The organism is Desulfomicrobium salsuginis (assembly GCF_054657795.1).
This window is the reverse complement of sequence record NZ_BAAHYA010000001.1, coordinates 601,535-620,714: the sequence shown is the minus strand read 5'-3', so window position 1 is coordinate 620,714 and position 19,180 is coordinate 601,535. Positions and strand designations below refer to the sequence as shown.

Below are 19,180 nucleotides of genomic sequence, written 5' to 3'. Positions count from 1 at the left end.
CATGGCACAGGTAACACAACTCATCCACGACTACCTCCGGCACAACAAGAAGTTCCCTCACGTGTACTGCGCGGGCTGCGGCCACGGCATCGTGCTCGGGTCGCTCATCCGCAGCGTGCACGGCCTGGGCTACGCCAAGGACGACATCGTGCTCGTGGCCGGCATCGGCTGCTCCGGCCGCATGGCCGTCTACGTGGACTTCAACACCGTGCACACCACCCACGGCCGCGCCCTGACGTTTGCTACGGGCATCAAGATGGCCAACCCGAACCTCAAGGTCATCGTCGTCATGGGCGACGGCGACGCCATGTCCATCGGCGGCAACCACCTCATCCACGCGGCGCGCCGCAACATCGGCCTGACCACGCTGGTCCTGAACAACAACATCTACGGCATGACCGGTGGCCAGTACTCGCCGACCAGTCCCGTGGGTACGGTTTCGGCCACCTCGCCCTTCGGGCAGCTTGAGCGCAGCTTCGACATCGTGGACATGGCCATGGCCAGCGGCGCGAGCTACGTGGCGCGCGGCACGGTCCTGCACGCGACCATGCTCGACGGGCTCATCGCCGACGCCCTGGAGAAGCCCGGCTTCAATCTGGTGGAGATCCTGACCCCCTGCCACACCCAGTACGGCCGCAAGAACAAGTTCAAGACCGTGGTCGACATGTACCAGTGGTACAAGAAGAACACGGTGAAGCTCGACCGCTACCGCCAGCTCACGCCCGAGGAGCAGGGCACGTTCACGCCCATCGGCGTGTTCCGCGACGAGATGAGGCCAGGTCTGGAAATGCGGTACGCCGAACTGCGCAACAAGCTTCAGGAGCAGCGACATGCCTAAGCAGCACGAACTGAATCGATTCGAGATCCGTCTCTCCGGCACGGGCGGGCAGGGCATCCTGACCCTGGGCAAGATCATGGGCCAGGTCCTGGCCATCGACCACGGCTTCAACGTCACCCAGACCCAGAGCTACGGCCCCGAGGCCCGCGGCGGCGCCAGCCGGGCAGACCTGGTCATCAGCTCGCACCGCATCAGCTATCCCAAGCCCGTAAACCTTGACATGCTCGTGGCTCTCAGTCAGGAGGCCTGCAACCTGTACTTTCGGAACCTGAAGCCTTCGGGCTTCCTGCTCGTGGACACCTCGCTGGTGACGCAGACGCCCTCGAACATCTTCTGGGGCCTGCCCTTCACGAGCATGGCCCGGGACAAGGTCGGCGTGGCCCAGGCCACCAACATCGTCTGTCTCGGGGCCTTGAGCCACTTTCTGCCGTTCATGAACTTCGCCAACGTGAAAAAGGCCCTGGCCGGGGTGCTCCCGGCCAAGATACTCGACGTCAACGTCAAGGCCCTGACCCTGGGCTACAACCAGGCCAGGAAACTCTATCCGGACGCTTCCGAAAAATGGACATTCTCCTCACCAACGACGATGGAATCCGAGCAGTAGGCCTGCGGGCCCTGTACGCGGCGCTGGTCAAGGCCGGCCACCGCGTGCACGTGGCCGCGCCCATGACCGAGCAAAGCGCCGTGGGGCACTCGGTCACGCTCTTTTCGCCCCTGCGGGTCAGGGAAGTGGAGGAGCCGGGCTTCTCGGGCCTGGGCATCTCGGGGACTCCGGCGGATTGCGTCAAGCTGGCCCTGAGCCACCTGCTCCCGAAGCGTCCGGACATGATCGTGTCGGGCATCAACGCCGGCGCCAACGTCGGCGTTGATGTCCTTTATTCGGGCACGGTCTCGGCGGCCACCGAGGGCGCCCTGGCCGGCATCCCGGCCATGGCCGTGTCCGTGGACGACTACCACCCGGAAGAACTCTCGGCCCAAGCCGGGTATGCCGCGGGCATGCTGGAGGGCGGTTTCTGGTCCTCGTTCCCGAACCAGTGCGTCCTGAACGTGAATTTCCCGGCCGGTGCCCTGGCCGACGCCAAGGGCCTCAGGGTCTGCCGCCAGACGTCCTGCACCTACCGGGATTGGTACGACGAACGCAACGATCCCCGCGGCAACCCGTACTACTGGCTGTGCGGGGTCATCCCGCCGGAGAACGTGGAGCCCGACACGGACCGCGACTCCCTGAGCCGCGGGTACATCACGGTCACGCCCCTGACCTTTGACTTAACCCACGCAGAGTATATGAAGACTCTTGCCCGGCAGTTGGCCGGGAACGACTAACCGGATTTCAAGGAGACGACCATGCCTCTGACCACCCCCAAGGAAATGTTTGCCCGAGGTTACGCCGAAGGGTTCGCCATCGGCGGTTTCAACGTGAACAACATGGAGATCATCCAGGGGATCATGGAGGCGGGCAATCTCGAGAAATCCCCGCTCATCCTGCAGGTTTCGGCCGGCGCCCGCCGCTACGCCGGACAGGTCTACATCATTAAGCTCATGGAGGCCGCCCTGGCCGAGAACGACCTGCCCGTCTGCCTGCATCTGGACCACGGACAGAATTTCGAGATTTGCAAGGAAGTCATCGACGGCGGCTTCACCTCGGTCATGATCGACGGCTCGCACCTGCCCTACGAGGAAAACATCGCCCTGACCAAGAAGGTCGTGGCCTACGCCCATGACCGCGGCGTATGGGTTGAGGCGGAACTGGGGCAGTTGGCCGGCGTCGAGGACGACGTGGACGTGGAGCACAGCGTCTACACCAACCCCGAGCAGGCCGCCGACTTCGTCGGTCGCACGGGTTGTGACTCCCTGGCCATCGCCATCGGCACCAGCCACGGCGCCTACAAGTTCGCCGGCGAAGCCAAGCTCGACTTCGACCGCCTAGAGAAGATCAAGGCCCTGCTGCCCGGCTATCCCATCGTCCTGCACGGTGCGTCGTCCGTACCCCAGGAGTTCGTCGAGATGGCAAACGCCTACGGCGCTCAGATCGCGGGCGCCAAGGGTGTGCCCGAGGATCTGCTGCGCAAGGCTGCCGCCTCGGCCGTGTGCAAGATCAACATCGACACGGACATCCGCCTGGCCATGACCGCCACCATCCGCAAGTACCTGGTCGAGAACCCGTCGCACTTCGACCCGCGCCAGTACCTGCAGGTCGCCCGCAACGCCGTGCGCGACATGGTCGCCCACAAGATCCGCAACGTCCTTGGTTCATCCAACAAGATTTAAGCCCACGAGGAACAGAACATGGCTGTCAAAATCGCACTGAACGGATTCGGCCGCATCGGCCGCTACCTGGCCCGCATCGTGGCCGGCAACAAGGATCTGCAGCTGGTCCGCGTCAACGCCCGCGGCGACAACGCGCAGCTGGCGTACCTGCTCAAGTACGACTCGGTCCACGGTACCTTCGCCGGGGACGTCACTCCCAACGAGCAGGGCTTCCTGCTGAACGGCCAGCAGGTCGAGGTCACCCGCAACGCCCCCGACGCCTGGGACTGGACGGGCATCGACATCCTGGTCGAGTCCACGGGCAAGTTCACGGATCGCGAAAGCTGCGAGAAGCACCTGGCCGCCGGCGCGAAGAAGGTCCTCATCTCCGCCCCCGGCAAGAACGCCGACCTGACCGTGGTCATGGGCGTCAACGACTCCCTCTACGACCCGGCCGCGCACAACATCGTCTCAAACGCCTCCTGCACGACCAACTGCCTGGCCCCGGCGGCCAAGGCACTGAACGACGCCTTCGGCATCAAGCACGGCCTGATGACCACCATCCACTCCTACACCATGAGCCAGCGGATGCTCGACGGCACCCACAAGGACATCCGCCGCGGCCGCGCCGGCGCCATGAACATCCTGCCCACGACCACGGGCGCGGCCAAGGCCGTGAGCCTGGTCATCCCGGCCCTGGCCGGCAAGCTGGACGGCATGGCCGTGCGCGTGCCCACGCCCAACGTGTCCCTGGTGGACCTGGTGGTCGAGGTCGAGAAGTCGACCACGGCGGCCGAGGTCAACGCGGCTCTGAAGGCCGCGGCCAGCGGCCCCGAGGGCGGCGCCATGGGCTACACCGAAGTGCCGCTCGTCTCCATGGACTACGTAGGCAGCCACTACGGCGGCGTGGTCGACGGCCTGTGCACCTCGGTCATGAACGGGAGCATGGTCAAGATCATCGTCTGGTACGACAACGAGGCGGGCTTCACCCACCAGCTGAAGCGTTTGGTCGCCATGGTCGGGGCAAAGCTCTAGGCATTTCTGCATCTTCCGCACAGAAACGCCCGGCCCGCCCGGGCGTTTCCGTTTTTGGGCGGCTTGCAATTCGGCCCCGCCTTTTCTAGTCTCTGGCGGTATATTTTGAACGATGTGCTTTGGCTGTGCAGAACAAGGTTATGAGACGGCGTGTGGAGGAACAGATGGACCAAGCCGCTTTGGTGGCAATTCTTGACCGGTTGTGTTCTGCCTCCGAAGAGACCGGGACCGTCGAGTTCAAGTCGAACTGGGATAGTCCTCGTGACATCGGCGAATACATTTGTGCCTTGGGCAACACCGCTCGCTTGGACAATAAGGATCGGGCCTGGTTGCTGTGGGGTGTGGAGAACGGGACCCATCGCATCACAGGGACGACGTTTGATCCTTTTTCGGCAAAGGGAGAGGGGAACCAATCCCTGATTATGTGGCTGATGCAAAAGATCAGTCCAAAGCCGGATTTTCAGTTTCATCGCCTGGAACATGCGGACGGTCCGGTTATCATGCTGGAAATCCACCCCCCGCGCATGGTGCCGCTGGCATTTCAAAGCGAGCGGTTTATTCGGGTTGATAGTCATAAGACGAAGCTTGCGAAGTATCCCGCCATAGAGGGGCGCCTTTGGGCTGCACTGCAGAGCCCCGAAGATTGGTCCAGTCAGATAATTCCCGGAGCCACATTTGATGATCTTGATCCTGATGCCGTGTCTTTTTGTCGACAACGGCTGCTTGATCATCTGATGAAAGGGGAAAGTGATCCGGAACGGCAGGAGAAAATTCGAACGGATGTACATGGGTGGGATATCGCCACGTTGCTCAACAAATGCCGACTGACTGTTCAGGGGCGGATAACTCGGTCCACGCTACTTCTTTTGGGCAGAGATGAATCCGCGCATTTTTTGTCTCCGGCAGACGTCAAGATCACGTGGATTCTCCGCGATGACCAAGGCAGGATGATCAGTAGCCAGCATTTTGGGATGCCTTTGCTGCTGGCTACTGATGCCGTGTTCCGCCGTATCCGCAATGTGCCCATCGAGTACATGCCGGATGGCAACCTTTTTCCCATTCCGATCCCGCAATATGACACGTGGGTTATCCGCGAAGCGCTGCATAACTGCATTGCGCACCAGGACTATCGGCTGGGAGGCAAGGTCAATGTGGTTGAATATCCTGACAAGTTGGTGTTTTCCAACTTGGGTTCGTTCATCCCGCAAAGTGTGGAGTGGATGTTGGAGAATCAGTCTCCGCCCGAGCATTACCGGAATCAGTGGCTTATAGACGGGATGATCCGCCTGCGCATGATTGATCAGGCTGGAAGTGGCATTCGGCGCATGTACGAAACACAACGAGAGAGGTATTTCCCTCTACCTGACTATGATTTCAAAGAGGAAATCGACGGTCTTCCTCGGGTGACGCTTTCGTTGAGTGGGAAGATTCTGGATGCCAACTATACACAACTTTTGATGAGCCGCGCGGACCTCAAGCTTGGTCAAGTTTTTCTGCTGGATAAAGTGCAGAAAGGGTTACCCATCGCGTCAGGAGAGGCAAGGGTCCTGCGTTCCGCAAAACTCATTGAAGGTCGCGCTCCAAATTTTTTCATATCGGCGAAGGTTGCTGAGTGGACGGGTCAAAAGGCTCAGTACATCCATAATCGCGCGTTTGACGACGATCATTATCGGAAGCTGATCACGGAATACATCCGGCAATACAAACAGGCGTCTCGGCAAGAATTGGATGAGTTGCTGCTGCCGAAATTGTCGGACGTTCTGACATTGAAGCAGAAACGAGATAAAATAAGAAATTTGCTTCAGGCTTTACGGCGTGAAGGACATATTCAAAGACAAGGAAGTCGTAAAACTGCCTTGTGGACGCCGGGTTCCGAGGCCGAACTTAATGGCTAACCTGTTGCCGGTTTAGCTCGTTTAGCTTTAAATCAAGTAATAAATTTAGTAATAAAATTGATTTAATAGTTCAAAATAATTGGATAATTAATGGGTCCGGGGCTGTGGTTTCCGGCCTTCGGCACACCGCACCCGAAGCCGTGTACACTCTTTGCCCAAACTCAGATTATACGGCAGATCGAATCCGTGATGACGCCGGGATCAGGATGTGCCCACTGGTTCAAGCGGGTGTTGGAGCCGGTTGTAATGGGTGGCAATTATCTGAAAGAACAGACTTTTTTCTTTGTCTTGCGGATACCCTCAACCTTTTCTACTTTCTTTATCCCCATTCCCGACAATCCCGTTTTCCCCCGAGAGCACCATGAGCGGTTTCACCCACCTGCATTGCCATTCCGAGTACAGCCTCCTGGACGGCGCCATCCGTCTGAAGGACCTGTGCGCTCGGGCCGTGGATTTCGGCTTTTCCTCGGCCGCCATCACCGACCATGGCAACCTCTACGGCTCCCTGCCGTTCTACCTCGAAGCCAAGAAACACGGCATCAAGCCCATCATCGGCAGCGAGGTCTACATCGCCGAGGACATGACCGACCGGGAGAACAAGAAGCGCTTCCATCTGGTCCTGCTGGCCCAGAACCTCACGGGCTTTCACAACCTGGTCAAGATCGTGTCCGCCGGATTTCTGCAGGGTTTCTACTACAAGCCCCGCGTGGACAAGAAGCTCCTGCGCGCCCACAGCGAGGGGATCGTCTGCCTCTCGGCCTGCCTGCAGGGTGAAGTGCCCTACTCCCTGCGCCACAGCACCTTCGACAAGGCGCTCGTGGTGGCCCGGGAGTACATGGATATCTTTCCGGACCGCTTCTACCTGGAGTTGCAGTCCAACGGCCTCAAAGAGCAGGAGGTCGTCAACGACCGGCTCATGGAACTGGCCAAGGAGACGGGACTGCCCCTGGTGGCCACCAACGACTGCCACTACCTGGGCAAGGACGACTACGAGGCCCACGACATCCTGCTGTGCGTGGGCACGGGCAAGATCGCCTCGGAGAAGCAGCGCCTCAAGTTCGACACCAACGAGTTCTACTACAAGGCCCCCGAGGAGATGGAGGCGGCCTTCGCCCATTGCCCCGAGGCCATCGAGAACGCCGGCCGCATCGCCGACATGTGCGAGGTGGAGCTTAAGCTCAAGCAGCATTTCTTCCCGGTCTACGACGTGCCCGAAGGGTCGAGCCTGGACGAGGAGTTCCGCCGCCTGGCGGTGGAGGGCCTGCAGGAGCGCATCGCGGCGTTGCCCTACGAGGTGGACGAGGACTTCTACCGCGAGCGCCTGGAATTTGAACTGGAGGTCATCATCGGGAAGGGCTTTCCGGCCTACTTCCTCATCGTCCAGGACTTCATCAACTGGGCCAAGTCCCAGGGCATCCCGGTTGGCCCGGGGCGCGGTTCGGCCGCCGGGTCGCTGGTCTCCTACGCCCTGAAGATCACGGACCTGGACCCCATTCGCTACAAGCTCTTCTTCGAGCGCTTCCTGAACGTGGAGCGTGCGTCCCTGCCCGACATCGACGTGGACTTCTGCTACAACCGGCGCGACGAGGTCATCAAGTACGTGACCCGCAAGTACGGGGCCGATCACGTGGCCCAGATCGTGGCCTTCGGGACCATGAAGGCCAAGGGCGCCATCCGCGACGTGGCCCGGGCCCTGGACGTGAGCCTCAAGGACGCCGACCGCATCGCCAAGCTCATCCCCGACGACCTGAAGATGACCCTGGCCAAGGCCCTGGACGAGGAGCCCGACCTGCGCGCCCTCATCGACAGCGAGCCGCAGTTCCGCAAGCTCTACGACGTGGCCCGCCGCCTGGAGGGGCTGGCCCGCCATTCGTCCATCCACGCCGCCGGCATCGTCATCTCCCAGAAGCCCATGGTCGAGTACCTGCCGCTGCACAAGGGCAAGAACGGCGAGATCGTGACCCAGCTGGACATGAAGAAGGTCGAGCTCATCGGCCTCATCAAGTTCGACTTTCTGGGGCTCAAGACCCTGACCGTCATCGACGACGCCCTGAAGCTCATCCGCAAGAACGGCAAGCCCGTACCGATCCTCGAAAAGCTGCCCCTCGACGACCCCCAGACCTACGAACTGCTCTGCCGCGGCGAGACCGACGGCGTGTTCCAGCTGGAATCCGACGGCATGCGGCGTGTCCTGCGGGGCCTCAAACCCTCCTGCTTCGAGGACATCATCGCGCTTCTGGCCTTGTACCGTCCTGGCCCGCTGGAATCCGGCATGGTCGACGACTTCATCGGCCGCAAGCACGGCCTGCGCAAGGTCGAGTACGAGTACCCGGAGCTGGCCCCCGTGGTGCACCCCATCCTGGAAGACACCTACGGCGTCATCCTCTACCAGGAACAGGTCATGAAGATCGCCTCGGACCTGGCCAAGTATTCGCTCGGCGAGGGCGACAACCTGCGCCGGGCCATGGGCAAGAAGGACCCGGCCGAGATGGCCAAGCAGCGGGTGCGCTTTCTGGACGGCGCGCGCGAGAACAACATCTCTCAAGAGGCGGCCGAGTACATCTTCGACCTGATGGAGAAGTTCGCGGGCTACGGCTTCAACAAGTCCCACAGCGCTGCCTACGCCGTCATCTCCTACCAGACGGCCTACGTGAAGGCCCACTACCCGGCCGAGTTCATGGCCGCCATCATCACCTCGGAGGTTTCCAACTCCGACAAGATCCTGGCCCACGTCAGCGCCTGCCGGGACATGAACATCGATGTCCTTCCCCCCGATGTGAACCGCAGCTTCAACGAGTTCACCGTCGAGGGCGAGTCCATCCGCTACGGCCTGTCGGGCATCAAGGGCGTGGGCGAGGGGGCTGTGGAGTCCATCGTCGAGGAGCGGGAGAAGGGCGGGAATTTCACCAGCCTGCTCGATTTCTGCCAGCGCGTGAACCTGCGCAAGGTCAACAAGAAGGTGCTCGAGTCTCTCATCAAGTCGGGCGCCATGGACGCCTTCGGGTGCTCGCGCCGGGCCCTGCTGGAGGGCCTCGACAAGGTCCAGGCCATGGCCCAGAAGCGGGCCAAGCGCAAAACATCGGGGCAGCTCTCGTTCATGGGCATGGTGGAGGAGAACACCTGCAACCTGACTGGCCTGGGCATCGAGGGCGACGAGGCGGCTCTGCCCGAGTACGGGGACGACGAGAAGTGCCGCATGGAGAAGGAGGCCTTCGGCTTCTTCCTTATCGGCCACCCGCTGCAGCCTTTCCGGCAGGAAATCCGCAGGCTCGGGTACACGTCGCTGGCGCAGTGCGTGGACCTGCCCGAGAAGACGCCGGTGCAGGTGCCGGTGCTGGTCACGTCCATCAAGACCATCACCACCAAGAAGGGCGACCGCATGGCCTTCTGCGGCATCGAGGACCTGGGCGGCTCGGGCGAGGCCATTGTCTTCGCCGAGCCCTACGCGGCCAGCCGCGACCTTCTGGCCTCGGAGGAGCCTCTGCTCATGACAGGCACCGTGGCCAAGCGGGAGGCTGCGGTCGGCGAGGAGGGCGAGGAAGGGCCCAAGAAGGCCAAGGTCCTGGCCGAGTCCTTCAAGCTCCTGTCGGACGTGGTGGGCTCGGGCTCCGAGCCGGTGGTGCTCCTGGTGCGGGCCAACGGCCGCGAACCGGACTGGGCGGGGCTCGGGGAGATCGTGCTGCGCTACCCGGGCCAGGCCCCGGTTCAGGTCGATTTGGTGCGCGAGGACTATGTGTGCCGTCTGCAGTTCGGGCCCGATTTCATGGTCGCGCCGTGCCCGGACTTCTGGCGGGAATTCGAACTGTGGCGGCAGGTCTGAAGGAGATATCGCTCCTGCACCAAAAGAGTTGGCGTCATGTGCCCGCGGACGCGTGTTTCTGCGGGGGGCGCGAGTCGGCGGGGTCCGGGCCGGGGCTGCCGGAACTCCTTCGCGGGCCTCGTAATGCCTCCCGGCCTTGCGGTTCGGCGAGGAGGCGTCGTCCGGCTTGGGAGGCGGCCGGCAAGCAAACGATGCCTGGCTCAGTCGGACAGCCGACAGCCCCGGCCCGGACCCCACCGACTCGCTTGAGGCTGCCCGTCATGCCGTGGAAAATTTTTCGGACGTGACGCACACAACGTCCGCTGGTCGGGGGATTCGCGAAAAATGGTAACACGTTGGGATTCGGAGTAACAACATGGGCAAGGGACAATGGCGGCTGCGGGTCAGCGGCGATTTCAGCTCGTCGCACCAGCTGCGGCATTACGAGGGCAAGTGCGAGAACATGCACGGCCACAATTTCGAGGTCGAGGTGGACGTGGTCGGCGACCGGCTCGATCCGAAGCTCGGCATCCTCATGGATTTCAAGACATTGAAGCGCCTTCTCAAGACCGTGACCGACGAGTTGGACCACCGGCACCTGAACGAGCTGCCCGTCTTCGCGGATCAGAACCCTTCTTCGGAGCTGCTTGCGCAGTACGTCTACCGCCGCATGAAGGACCTGCTGGCCGCGCACCCCGTGCGCCTGGAGCAGGTCATGGTTTCGGAGAAGGCCAGTTCCCGCGCCTACTACTCCGAAGGGACGGACTGATGCGCGCGGTCCTGCAGCGGGTGCGCAGCGCCAGGGTGACTGTGGGCGGGCGCGTGACGGGCGAGATCGGCCCGGGCGTGCTGGTCTTCGTCGGCTTTGGCAGGGGCGACGAGCCCGGTATGGCCGGCGGGCCGGTCTGGAACAGGTTTGTGGACAAGCTCCTGGGCCTGCGGCTCTTCCCCGACGCCGGCGGGCCCATCAATGCGAGCCTGGCCGACCACGGCGGGGGTATCCTCGTCGTATCCCAGTTCACCCTCTACGCCGACGTGCGCAAGGGCCGCCGCCCGTCCTTTTCCACGGCGGCCCCGCCCGAAGCCGCCCGGTCCCTGTACGACGCCTTCACCGCCGACCTGCGCCGCCGCTGGCCCGACGTGGCCGAGGGCGAGTTCGGCGCGGACATGGACGTGTCCCTGGTCAACTGGGGGCCGGTGACCATCTGGCTGGACAGCGACGAACTGTAGCGTGGCGGTCCGGGAAAGCTCGGGAAGCCGGAAATTGTTCTGATTTCGATTCCGTTCTGCCGCGCATGCTCCCCACCATTCTGTTCAGCGTCATCCCCGCGAAGGCGAGAATTCAGGGCAACAATTGCACGGCTTTTTGTGTCGGTCGGCGTCATCCCCGCGAAGGCGGGGATCCATGCGTTTTTGGCTTGAAGCATGGATCCCCGCCTTCGCGGGGATGACATGGTGCGTTGCCGACGGCCATGCCGTGTGACACGGGCTCCCGCTTGGCAGGCATGTTGCTAGGATGTCGGCGAACGTTCACTTTTTGACAGGAAGTCACATGCCGCGTCTTTTCATGGGATCGAATGGAATTTTTATGAGCTATTGCGACTGGATGGGCGCATTATGACCGCCTCCCCGTGTGGGTACACAGCCGAGGCTCTTCGATTCGAGGACGGCTCCCTGGACGTGCGCATCGTTCTTGACGGCCGCGTCCGTCACCTGGGCGGGCGGCGGGGGGTCGAGAACGAGGTGCGCCGCGCAGCCGACGTGCCGGGCGAGGGCGCGCTGCCCGTGCTGCTCGGTTCGGGCCTGGGCGCGGGGCTGACTGACATCCTGGCGCGGATCACGGGCCCCGTGGCCGTGGTTGACGCCGAGAGCGCGATTTACGGACTGACGGACGTGCGGGAGCAATGGCGGGGCGACTCCCGGGTGCTGTGGATCGACGAGCTCGACCCAGAAACCGTCCTGGCCGCATTGACCCGCTGGCAGCTCGGCCACGGCGGCCTGCCCTTCGCCCCGGTCCTCGACCCCTTCTACGCCCGGTTGCGTCCGGATTTGTACCGCGTCCTGGCCGAACGGCTCGAACTGTCCCGCAAGGTCGATTTCTGGGGTCGGGCGCGCTACCCCAAGTTTCGTTCGCCCGAGCTGCGGGTGCTCCTGCTGACGAGCTCCTATTTTCTGATGGGCGAACTGCAGGCGGCCTGCACGCGCCTCGGCTACGCCACCTGCTTCGTGCAGCTGCCCAGCCAGGAGGTGGGCAGCCAGGAGTTCGTGGAGCGCATGCTGGCGGAAATCCTGGTCTTCCGCCCCGACTTCGTGCTGACCATCAACCACCTCGGCGTGGACAAGGAGGGAATCCTGACCGGCCTCCTGGCCCGGCTCGAGCTGCCCCTGGCCTCGTGGTTCGTCGACAACCCCCATCTCATTCTCTACATCTACGAAAATCTCTCCTCGGACTGGGTCACGCTCTTCACCTGGGACGCGGACAACATCGCGTCCCTGAAGACCCAGGGCTTCGGGCGCGTGCATTACCTGCCCCTGGCCACGGACCCGCACCGCTTCGCCTTCGCGCCGGACACCAGGCCCGTGCGCGAAGTGGCCTTCGTCGGCAACTCCATGGTGCACAAGGTGCGGGCCAAGCTCGAACGGTACGCATTACCGGACGCGCTCGCGCGCGACGTCGCGGATCTCGGCCGCGCCTTCATGGAGAGCGGCCTCCTGTCCGTCGGGGATTTTCTCGACTTTGAGCGGCCCGGCCATGCCGCGCTGTTCCGGTCCCTGCCCGACGCGGACACGCGGCTGGCCTTCGAGACCCTGGTCACCTGGCAGGCGACCCTGCTCTACCGCCTGCAGCGGGTGGAATGCCTGTTGCCCTTCAATCCCATGCTGGTCGGGGACCCGGGCTGGCATGAACTGCTGCCCAAGGGCGGCTGGACCTATCACCGCGAACTCAACTATTATGACGATCTGCCCCGGTTCTACCCGGCCACGCGTGTCAACTTCAACTGCACGAGCCAGCAGATGAAGGGCGCCGTCAACCAGCGCGTCTTCGACGTGCCCGTGTGCGGCGGCTTCCTGCTCACGGACCATCGTCGCCAGATGGAGGATCTCTTCGAGCCCGGCCGCGAAATTGTCTGCTACGGCGATCCCGAGGAAATTCCGGACCTGGTGCGCCACTACCTGGCCCGCGACGACGCGCGGCGGAAGGTCACGGAGGCGGCGCGCAGCCGTATCCTGGCCGAGCACACCTACGACCTGCGCCTGGCATCCCTGGCGCGGACCATGCGCGAGATTTACGGGTAAGCCGTGAAGAGGCCCATCCTCGTCATCCAGATGCAGCGCATGGGGGACCTGATCCTGTCCTTCCCGCTTTTTTTGTGGCTGGGGCGGGCGTTTCCCGGCCACCCGGTCTGGGTCATGGCCGAACCCGCCTTCGCCGGCCCCCTGGCGCGCCTGAGCCCCGGCGTGCGCTATCTGGGGTACGGCCAGGCCGAGGCCGTGCTGCACGAGAAGTTTCATCTGGTCCTGAACCTGAGCCACCGGCCCCAGAGCATGGAGCTGGCGGGGCGCCTGCAGTCCGACGCGCTTGTCGGCGGGTATGCGCGGGACGGGGTCGTCCGCGTCAACGGCGCCTGGCAGGAATACCGTCTGTCCCTGACGCACAACAACCGTCACAATCGGTTTCACTGGGCCGATCTGAACGCCCTGGACGTGATCCCGCCGGGCGTCATGGCCGCGACGAGCTGGCCCAGGCCGCGCGCCATGCCGGCGGACGTGCGCCAAGTGGGGCTTTTCCTCGGCGCGAGCGAGCCGGACAAGCGGCCCTCGGCCCGGTTCTGGGCGGAACTGGTGGGGGCGGTCGAGAAGCGCGGGCTGACGCCCGTCCTGCTCGGCGGACCGGCCGAAGTGGAACTCGGCCGCGAGGTGCGCCGTCTGGCCGGGCGGCCCGTGGCCAGCGCCTGCGGCGCCCTGGGGCTGGACCGGTTCGCCCTGTTCGGCCAGCGCCTGGCGGCCATGGTCACGCCCGACACGGGGCCCATGCACCTGGCGGCCTGGACGGGTCTGCGGGTCCTGAACCTGTCCATGGGTCCGGTCCACGCCTGGGAGACGGGGCCGTACCAGCCGGGCCACCTTGTCCTGCGCAGCTCCCGCGACTGCGTGGGCTGCTGGCGCTGTCGCTTCGACAGCCCGCGCTGCCATGAACCCTTCCGCCCGGCGCGAGTCGCGCGGCTGCTCGATGCGGCCCTGCGCGGACCAGCGGATCGCCTTGCCGCCATGCGGTTGCCCGGCCTTGAACTCTTCGTGTCGGGCCGACGGGATGGGCTGTACCACCTTTCTCCGCTCTCCATCCGACCGCGGGCCAGTCAGGCCGTCGGCGCGTACTGGAGGGCCTTCTGGATGCACGCCTTCGACATCGGCACGGAGGCCGGGTGCCGCCTGGCCGCCGATGCCCTGCGCCGTGAGCACGGCGCCCTGGCCCGCGTCATGGCCGTACAGGGGGCGCGCTTTCTGCGCAGCCTGGCCGCCTGCGCCGATCCCGTGCGGCAGGCTCTGGAGTGGCAGCGCGTCTCGCCTTCGCTTCGCCCCCTGAGCGGCTACTGCGCGGCCCACGTCTCCAACCGGGACGGTTCCCCGGACAGCCTGCGGCGGGTCCTTGCCCTGTCCGAGGCGTACGTTGGATTTCTGACGGAACGCTGACGCGTCACGACTTCACCCAACAAAAAAGGCGACCTGCAGGTCGCCTTTTTTGTTGGATTTTTTGGTGAATGCTTTCCTCACTGGACCGATGTCTCGGCCCCTCCTTCCTCCCAGCCGCCGCCAAGAGCGGCGTAGAGTTCGACCACGGCCAGTTGCTTGGCCAGGCGCGCGGCCAGGAGGTCCTGGCGGGCCGAGAAGAGGGTGCGCTCGGCGTCGTGCACGGCGAAGGCGCTCTCCAGACCGGCTTCGTAGCGCTTGTCCACGAGGATGCGGCTCTGCCCCGCGCTGGCCACGCGCTGGGCCTGAGCCCGGGATTGTCCTTCAAACCCTTCGTTCTTGGCCAGGGCGTCGGATACCTCGCGGAAGGCGTTCTGCACGGCCAGTTCGTAGGCAGCGACCCTGATCTGCCGGTCTGCCTCGGCCACCTTCAGGTTGGCCTTGTTCCGGCCGGCGTCGAAGATGGGCAGGGAGATGCTCGGGATGAAGGTCCAGGTCCGGGCCGCGGCGTCGAAGAGGTCGTGGAGTTCGAGGCTCGCGTAGCCCATGCTGCCCGTCAGGCTGATGCGCGGGAAGAAGGCGGCCCGGGCCGCGCCGATCTGGGCGCCGGCGGCCCAGAGGCGATGCTCGGCCTCCAGGATGTCCGGCCTACGGGCCAGCAGTTCCGACGGCAGGCCCGGGGCCACGGCGGCGTCCATGGCCACGTCGCGAACGGCTCTGGCCGGCAGGTCCAGTTCGGCCACGGGGCGCCCCGTGAGCACGGCCAGGGCATTCTCGTCCATTGCCACTTGGGCCGTGAGGCGGGCTTCCTCGGACTGGGTCACGGCCACGGCCTCCTCGGCCTGATGGCGTTCCAGGTCCGTGGCCATGCCGTTTGCGATCCTGGCCAGGGTCAGAGCCAGGGTGGCCTGGCGGCTCTGCCGGGTTTCACGGGCCAGGTCCAGGGCCTCGCGGTCGCCGGCCAGGGTCAGGTAGGTCCTGGCCACCTGGGAGACCAGGGTGATGTGCACGGCGCGGCGCGCTTCTTCAGTGGCCAGGTACTCCTCCAGGGCCTTGTCTTCCAGGCTTCTGATTCGCCCGAACAGGTCCAGTTCGAAGGAGGAGACGCCGAGTCCCGCCGCCCATTGCCGGTCGATGCCCTCGATGCCGCCGCGTAGGTCGCCCGGGGAGCGGGTGTTGGAGTTCCGTCCCGAGGCGTCGATGTTGGGCAGGCTGTCGGCCCGGACAACTCCGTACTGGGCGCGGGCCTTGTCCAGGGCGAGCACGGCCTGGCGCAGGTCTCTGTTCTCCCGCAGGGCCGTTTCGATGAGTTTCTGCAGGGCGGGGTCCGCAAAGACCTCCCGCCAGCCGGTTTCGTTGATGTCGGACGGCGTCGTGCCTGCGTCGGCCTTGGCGGCCGCCCACGTCGCGGGCAGGTTCACCTCGGGTCGTTCGCGGTCCGGGGCCATGGTGGCGCACCCGGCTGCAAGGAGCAGGGTCAGGGTCAGGATTATTCTTCGCATGCTTCGCCTCCGCTGGGAATGATGACGCGCGACATGGCGTTCTTGGGGTTCCTGCGGGAGATGCCCAGCTTCGCCACGATGACGAAGAAGACCGGGACGAGCAGGGAACCCAGGATGGTGGAGGCGATGGTGCCGCCGATGACGCCCGTGCCGATGGAGTTCTGTCCGCCCGATCCGGCGCCGGAGTTCAGCGCCAGGGGGAGAACGCCCAGGCCGAAGGCCAGGGAGGTCATGATGATGGGGCGAAGTCTCTGGCGGGCCGCCTCGACGACGGCCTGCACGAGGTCCATGCCGGACTCCGCCAGGCTCTTGGCGAACTCGACGATGAGGATGGCGTTCTTGGCCGCCAGGCCCATGGTCGTCAGCAGGCCGACCTGGAAGTAGACATCGTTGCTCAGGCCCCGAAGGCTGACGGCGGCCAGGGCCCCGACCACGCCGAGGGGGATGACCAGGATGACCGATGCCGGGAGGCTCCAGCTCTCGTACAGGGCGGCCAGGCAGAGGAATACCACCAGGATGGACAGGCTGTAGAGCAGCACGGTCTGGGATCCGGCCTGGCGTTCCTGGAAGGACAGGCCCGTCCAGGAGTAGCCGATGCCTTCGGGCAGTTTTCCGGCCAGTTCTTCCATGGCGGCCATGGCCTGGCCCGAGCTTTTGCCTGGGGCGGGGGCACCGAGGATCTGCATGGCCGGGACGCCGTTGTAGCGCTCCAGGCGGGGCGAACCCGTGCTCCAGTGGGCCGTGGCAATGTTCGACAGGGGCACCATCTGGGCGGACTTGCCGCGTACATGCCAGCGGCCGATGTCCTCGGGCATCATGCGGTAGGGCGCCTCGCCCTGCATGATGACCTTCTTCACGCGGCCCTTATCCAGAAAGTCGTTGACGTAGGAGCTGCCCCATGCCGCGGCGATGACGCCGGTCACGTCGGACACGGCCAGACCCAGGGCGCTGGCCTTGTCCCAGTCGATGTCGATGCGGTACTGGGGCGTATCCTCAAGGCCGTTGGGCCGGACCATGGCCAGGTCCGGGTGCTGGGCGGCCATGCCGAGAAGCTGGTTGCGCGCCGCCATGAGCTTGTCGTGGCCAAGGCCGGCCATGTCCTGCAGTTCAAAGTCGAACCCGGCGGCGTTGCCGAGTTCGAGCACCGCCGGTGGCGCGAAGGCGAAAACCTGGGCGTCGCGGTATTGCGAGAACGCGGCCATGGCCCGGCCTGCCACGGCCTTGACCTTCAGGTCCGGGGTCTTGCGCGCGTTCCAGTCCTTGAGGCGGATAAAGCAGATGGCCGTGTTCTGGCCGCTGCCGCCGAAACTGAAACCCGCGACGCCGAGGACGGATTGAACCGTTTTCTCCTCTTTCTGCAGGAAATGGTTTTCGATGCGTTCCAGGACTTCGAGGGTTTTCCCCTGGGTGGTGCCCACGGGCAGCTGTGCCTGCACAAAAAGGATGCCCTGGTCCTCGTCGGGGAGGAAGGCCGTGGGCAACCGCTGGAAGAGGAAGAACATGCCGCCGAGCAGCAACGCGAACATGATGAGCGAACGGCCCCAGCGCCGGATCATGTGGCCGACGATGCCCTGGTAGCCCGATGCCATGCGATCGAAGGACCGGTTGAACCAGCCGAAGAAGCCTTTGCGGCCGTGTCCCGCCTTGGCGGGCCTGAGCATGGTCGCGCACAGGGCCGGAGTCAGGACCAGGGCCACGAGCACCGAGAGGACCATGGCCGAAACCACGGTGATCGAGAACTGGCGGTAGATGACGCCCGTGGAGCCGCCGAAGAAGGCCATGGGCACGAACACGGCCGACAGGACCAGGGCGATGCCGACCAGCGCGCCGGAAATCTGCGTCATGGACAGCTTCGTGGCGTCCTTTGGCGACAGGCCGTCCTCGTGCATGATGCGCTCCACGTTCTCGACCACGACGATGGCGTCGTCCACCAGCAGGCCGATGGCCAGGACCATGGCAAACATGGTCAGGGTGTTGATGGAGTAGCCGAAAGCCGCGAGCACCCCGAAGGTGCCGAGCAGGACCACGGGCACGGCGATGGTCGGGATGAGGGTCGCCCGGAAGTTCTGCAGGAAGAGGAACATGACCAGGAAGACCAGGACCATGGCCTCGATCAGGGTACGCACGACCTCTTCGATGGAGATGCGGACGAAGGGCGTGGTGTCGAAGGGTTCCACGACCTTCATGCCCGCCGGGAAGGTGGGCGTGATCGAGTCCATGAAGGCCCATACGGACTGGACCGTGGTCAGGGCGTTGGCCCCGGTGGCCAGCTTGATGGCCATGGCCGCCGAGGGCTGGCCGTTGAAGCGGGATATGACCTGGGCGTTTTCGGGCCCGAGTTCGACCTTGGCCACATCGCCCAGACGCACGGTGGACCCGTCGGGGTTGACCCGCAGCAGGACCTCCTTGAACTGTTCGGGAGTCTGCAAACGGTCCTGGACCGTGACCGTGAAGTTGAGGCGCTGATCCTGGACCGACGGCAGCCCGCCCAGTTGTCCGGCCGAGATCTGGGCGTTCTGGGCCCTGATGGCGGCGCTCACGTCGGCGGGGGTGAGGCTGTAGGTATGCAGCCGGTCGGGGTTGAGCCAGATGCGCATGGCGTGCTGGGAGCCGAACAGCGTGACCTCGCCGACGCCGTCCACGCGGCTCAGGCCGTCAAGGATGTTGGCGGCCACGTAGTCGGCCAACTGCACGTTGGTCATGGAGCCGTCCTCGGACACGAAGCCGAGCACGGTCAGGAAGTTCTTGGCGGCCTTGGTGACCTGCACGCCCTGGGCCTGGACCTCTTGCGGCAGGAGCGACATGGCCAGCTGCAGCTTGTTCTGGACCTGGACCTGGGCGATGTCGGGGTTGGTGCCGGCCTTGAAGGTCAGGGTGATGGTGGCCTGGCCCGAGGACTCGCTGGTCGAGGACATGTAGTCGAGGTTGTCGATGCCCTTCATCTTCTGTTCGATGACCTGGGTCACCGAGTCTTCGAGGGTCTTGGCCGACGCGCCGGGGTAGGTCGCGCTGACGGACACGGACGGCGGGGCGATGGGCGGGTACTGCGAGATGGGCAGGCCGGATATGGCCAGGACGCCGGCCAGCATGGTGGCGATGGCCAGAACCCAGGCGAAGACCGGCCGGTTGATGAAAAAATGAGCCATGATATCTCCTTCTCTTTCCGGCTGGGGCG

At 64.3% G+C, this 19,180-nt stretch carries 13 protein-coding genes; 11 read left to right on the top strand and 2 right to left on the bottom strand.

The features are described from left to right. The first annotated feature begins 1 nt into the window (after position 1). The 11 genes from ACYQ3G_RS02695 (at position 2) to ACYQ3G_RS02645 (ending at position 14,506) form a co-directional block, all read left to right on the top strand. Positions 2-838, top strand: coding sequence for a 2-oxoacid:ferredoxin oxidoreductase subunit beta (locus tag ACYQ3G_RS02695; protein WP_459822131.1), 837 nt, complete (start codon positions 2-4; stop codon positions 836-838). After that, positions 831-1,442: a 2-oxoacid:acceptor oxidoreductase family protein gene (locus tag ACYQ3G_RS02690; RefSeq protein ID WP_459822129.1), complete on the top strand. Its 612-nt coding sequence runs from the start codon at positions 831-833 to the stop codon at positions 1,440-1,442. The genes ACYQ3G_RS02695 and ACYQ3G_RS02690 overlap by 8 nt, the downstream gene beginning before the upstream one ends. Then, positions 1,400-2,161 (top strand): 5'/3'-nucleotidase SurE, encoded by a 762-nt coding sequence (gene surE, locus ACYQ3G_RS02685; RefSeq protein WP_459822127.1) that lies wholly within the window; start codon positions 1,400-1,402, stop codon positions 2,159-2,161. Before ACYQ3G_RS02690 ends, surE begins: the two co-directional genes overlap by 43 nt. Positions 2,162-2,182: 21 nt before the next feature. Next, positions 2,183-3,106, top strand: a complete 924-nt coding sequence (gene fba, locus ACYQ3G_RS02680) for a class II fructose-1,6-bisphosphate aldolase (RefSeq protein ID WP_459822125.1) — start codon at positions 2,183-2,185, stop codon at positions 3,104-3,106. Between the two features lie 18 nt (positions 3,107-3,124). Beyond that, on the top strand, positions 3,125-4,120 hold the full coding sequence (gene gap / locus ACYQ3G_RS02675; RefSeq protein WP_459822123.1) for a type I glyceraldehyde-3-phosphate dehydrogenase: 996 nt from the start codon (positions 3,125-3,127) through the stop codon (positions 4,118-4,120). 164 nt (positions 4,121-4,284) lie between these two features. Then, entirely contained in the window at positions 4,285-6,015 is a 1,731-nt protein-coding gene (locus ACYQ3G_RS02670; RefSeq protein WP_459822121.1) for an RNA-binding domain-containing protein, read from the top strand. Between the two features lie 361 nt (positions 6,016-6,376). After that, positions 6,377-9,835, top strand: a complete 3,459-nt coding sequence (gene dnaE, locus ACYQ3G_RS02665) for a DNA polymerase III subunit alpha (RefSeq protein ID WP_459822119.1) — start codon at positions 6,377-6,379, stop codon at positions 9,833-9,835. Between the two features lie 355 nt (positions 9,836-10,190). Beyond that, on the top strand, positions 10,191-10,583 hold the full coding sequence (gene queD / locus ACYQ3G_RS02660; protein WP_459822117.1) for a 6-carboxytetrahydropterin synthase QueD: 393 nt from the start codon (positions 10,191-10,193) through the stop codon (positions 10,581-10,583). Further along, positions 10,583-11,044, top strand: a complete 462-nt coding sequence (dtd, locus tag ACYQ3G_RS02655; RefSeq protein ID WP_459822115.1) for a D-aminoacyl-tRNA deacylase — start codon at positions 10,583-10,585, stop codon at positions 11,042-11,044. The genes queD and dtd overlap by 1 nt, the downstream gene beginning before the upstream one ends. Before the next feature lie 387 nt (positions 11,045-11,431). Beyond that, entirely contained in the window at positions 11,432-13,111 is a 1,680-nt protein-coding gene (locus tag ACYQ3G_RS02650) for a CgeB family protein (RefSeq protein WP_459822113.1), read from the top strand. A 3-nt stretch (positions 13,112-13,114) separates the two neighbouring features. Beyond that, a complete protein-coding gene (locus ACYQ3G_RS02645; protein ID WP_459822111.1) occupies positions 13,115-14,506 on the top strand; it encodes a glycosyltransferase family 9 protein in 1,392 nt (463 codons plus the stop codon). Positions 14,507-14,583: 77 nt separating this feature from the next. Here the strand turns inward: ACYQ3G_RS02645 and ACYQ3G_RS02640 are convergent, their stop codons facing one another. Further along, on the bottom strand, positions 14,584-16,005 hold the full coding sequence (locus tag ACYQ3G_RS02640; protein ID WP_459822109.1) for an efflux transporter outer membrane subunit: 1,422 nt from the start codon (positions 16,003-16,005) through the stop codon (positions 14,584-14,586). After that, positions 15,993-19,151 (bottom strand): efflux RND transporter permease subunit, encoded by a 3,159-nt coding sequence (locus ACYQ3G_RS02635; RefSeq protein WP_459822107.1) that lies wholly within the window; start codon positions 19,149-19,151, stop codon positions 15,993-15,995. Before ACYQ3G_RS02635 ends, ACYQ3G_RS02640 begins: the two co-directional genes overlap by 13 nt. Positions 19,152-19,180 lie beyond the last annotated feature (29 nt).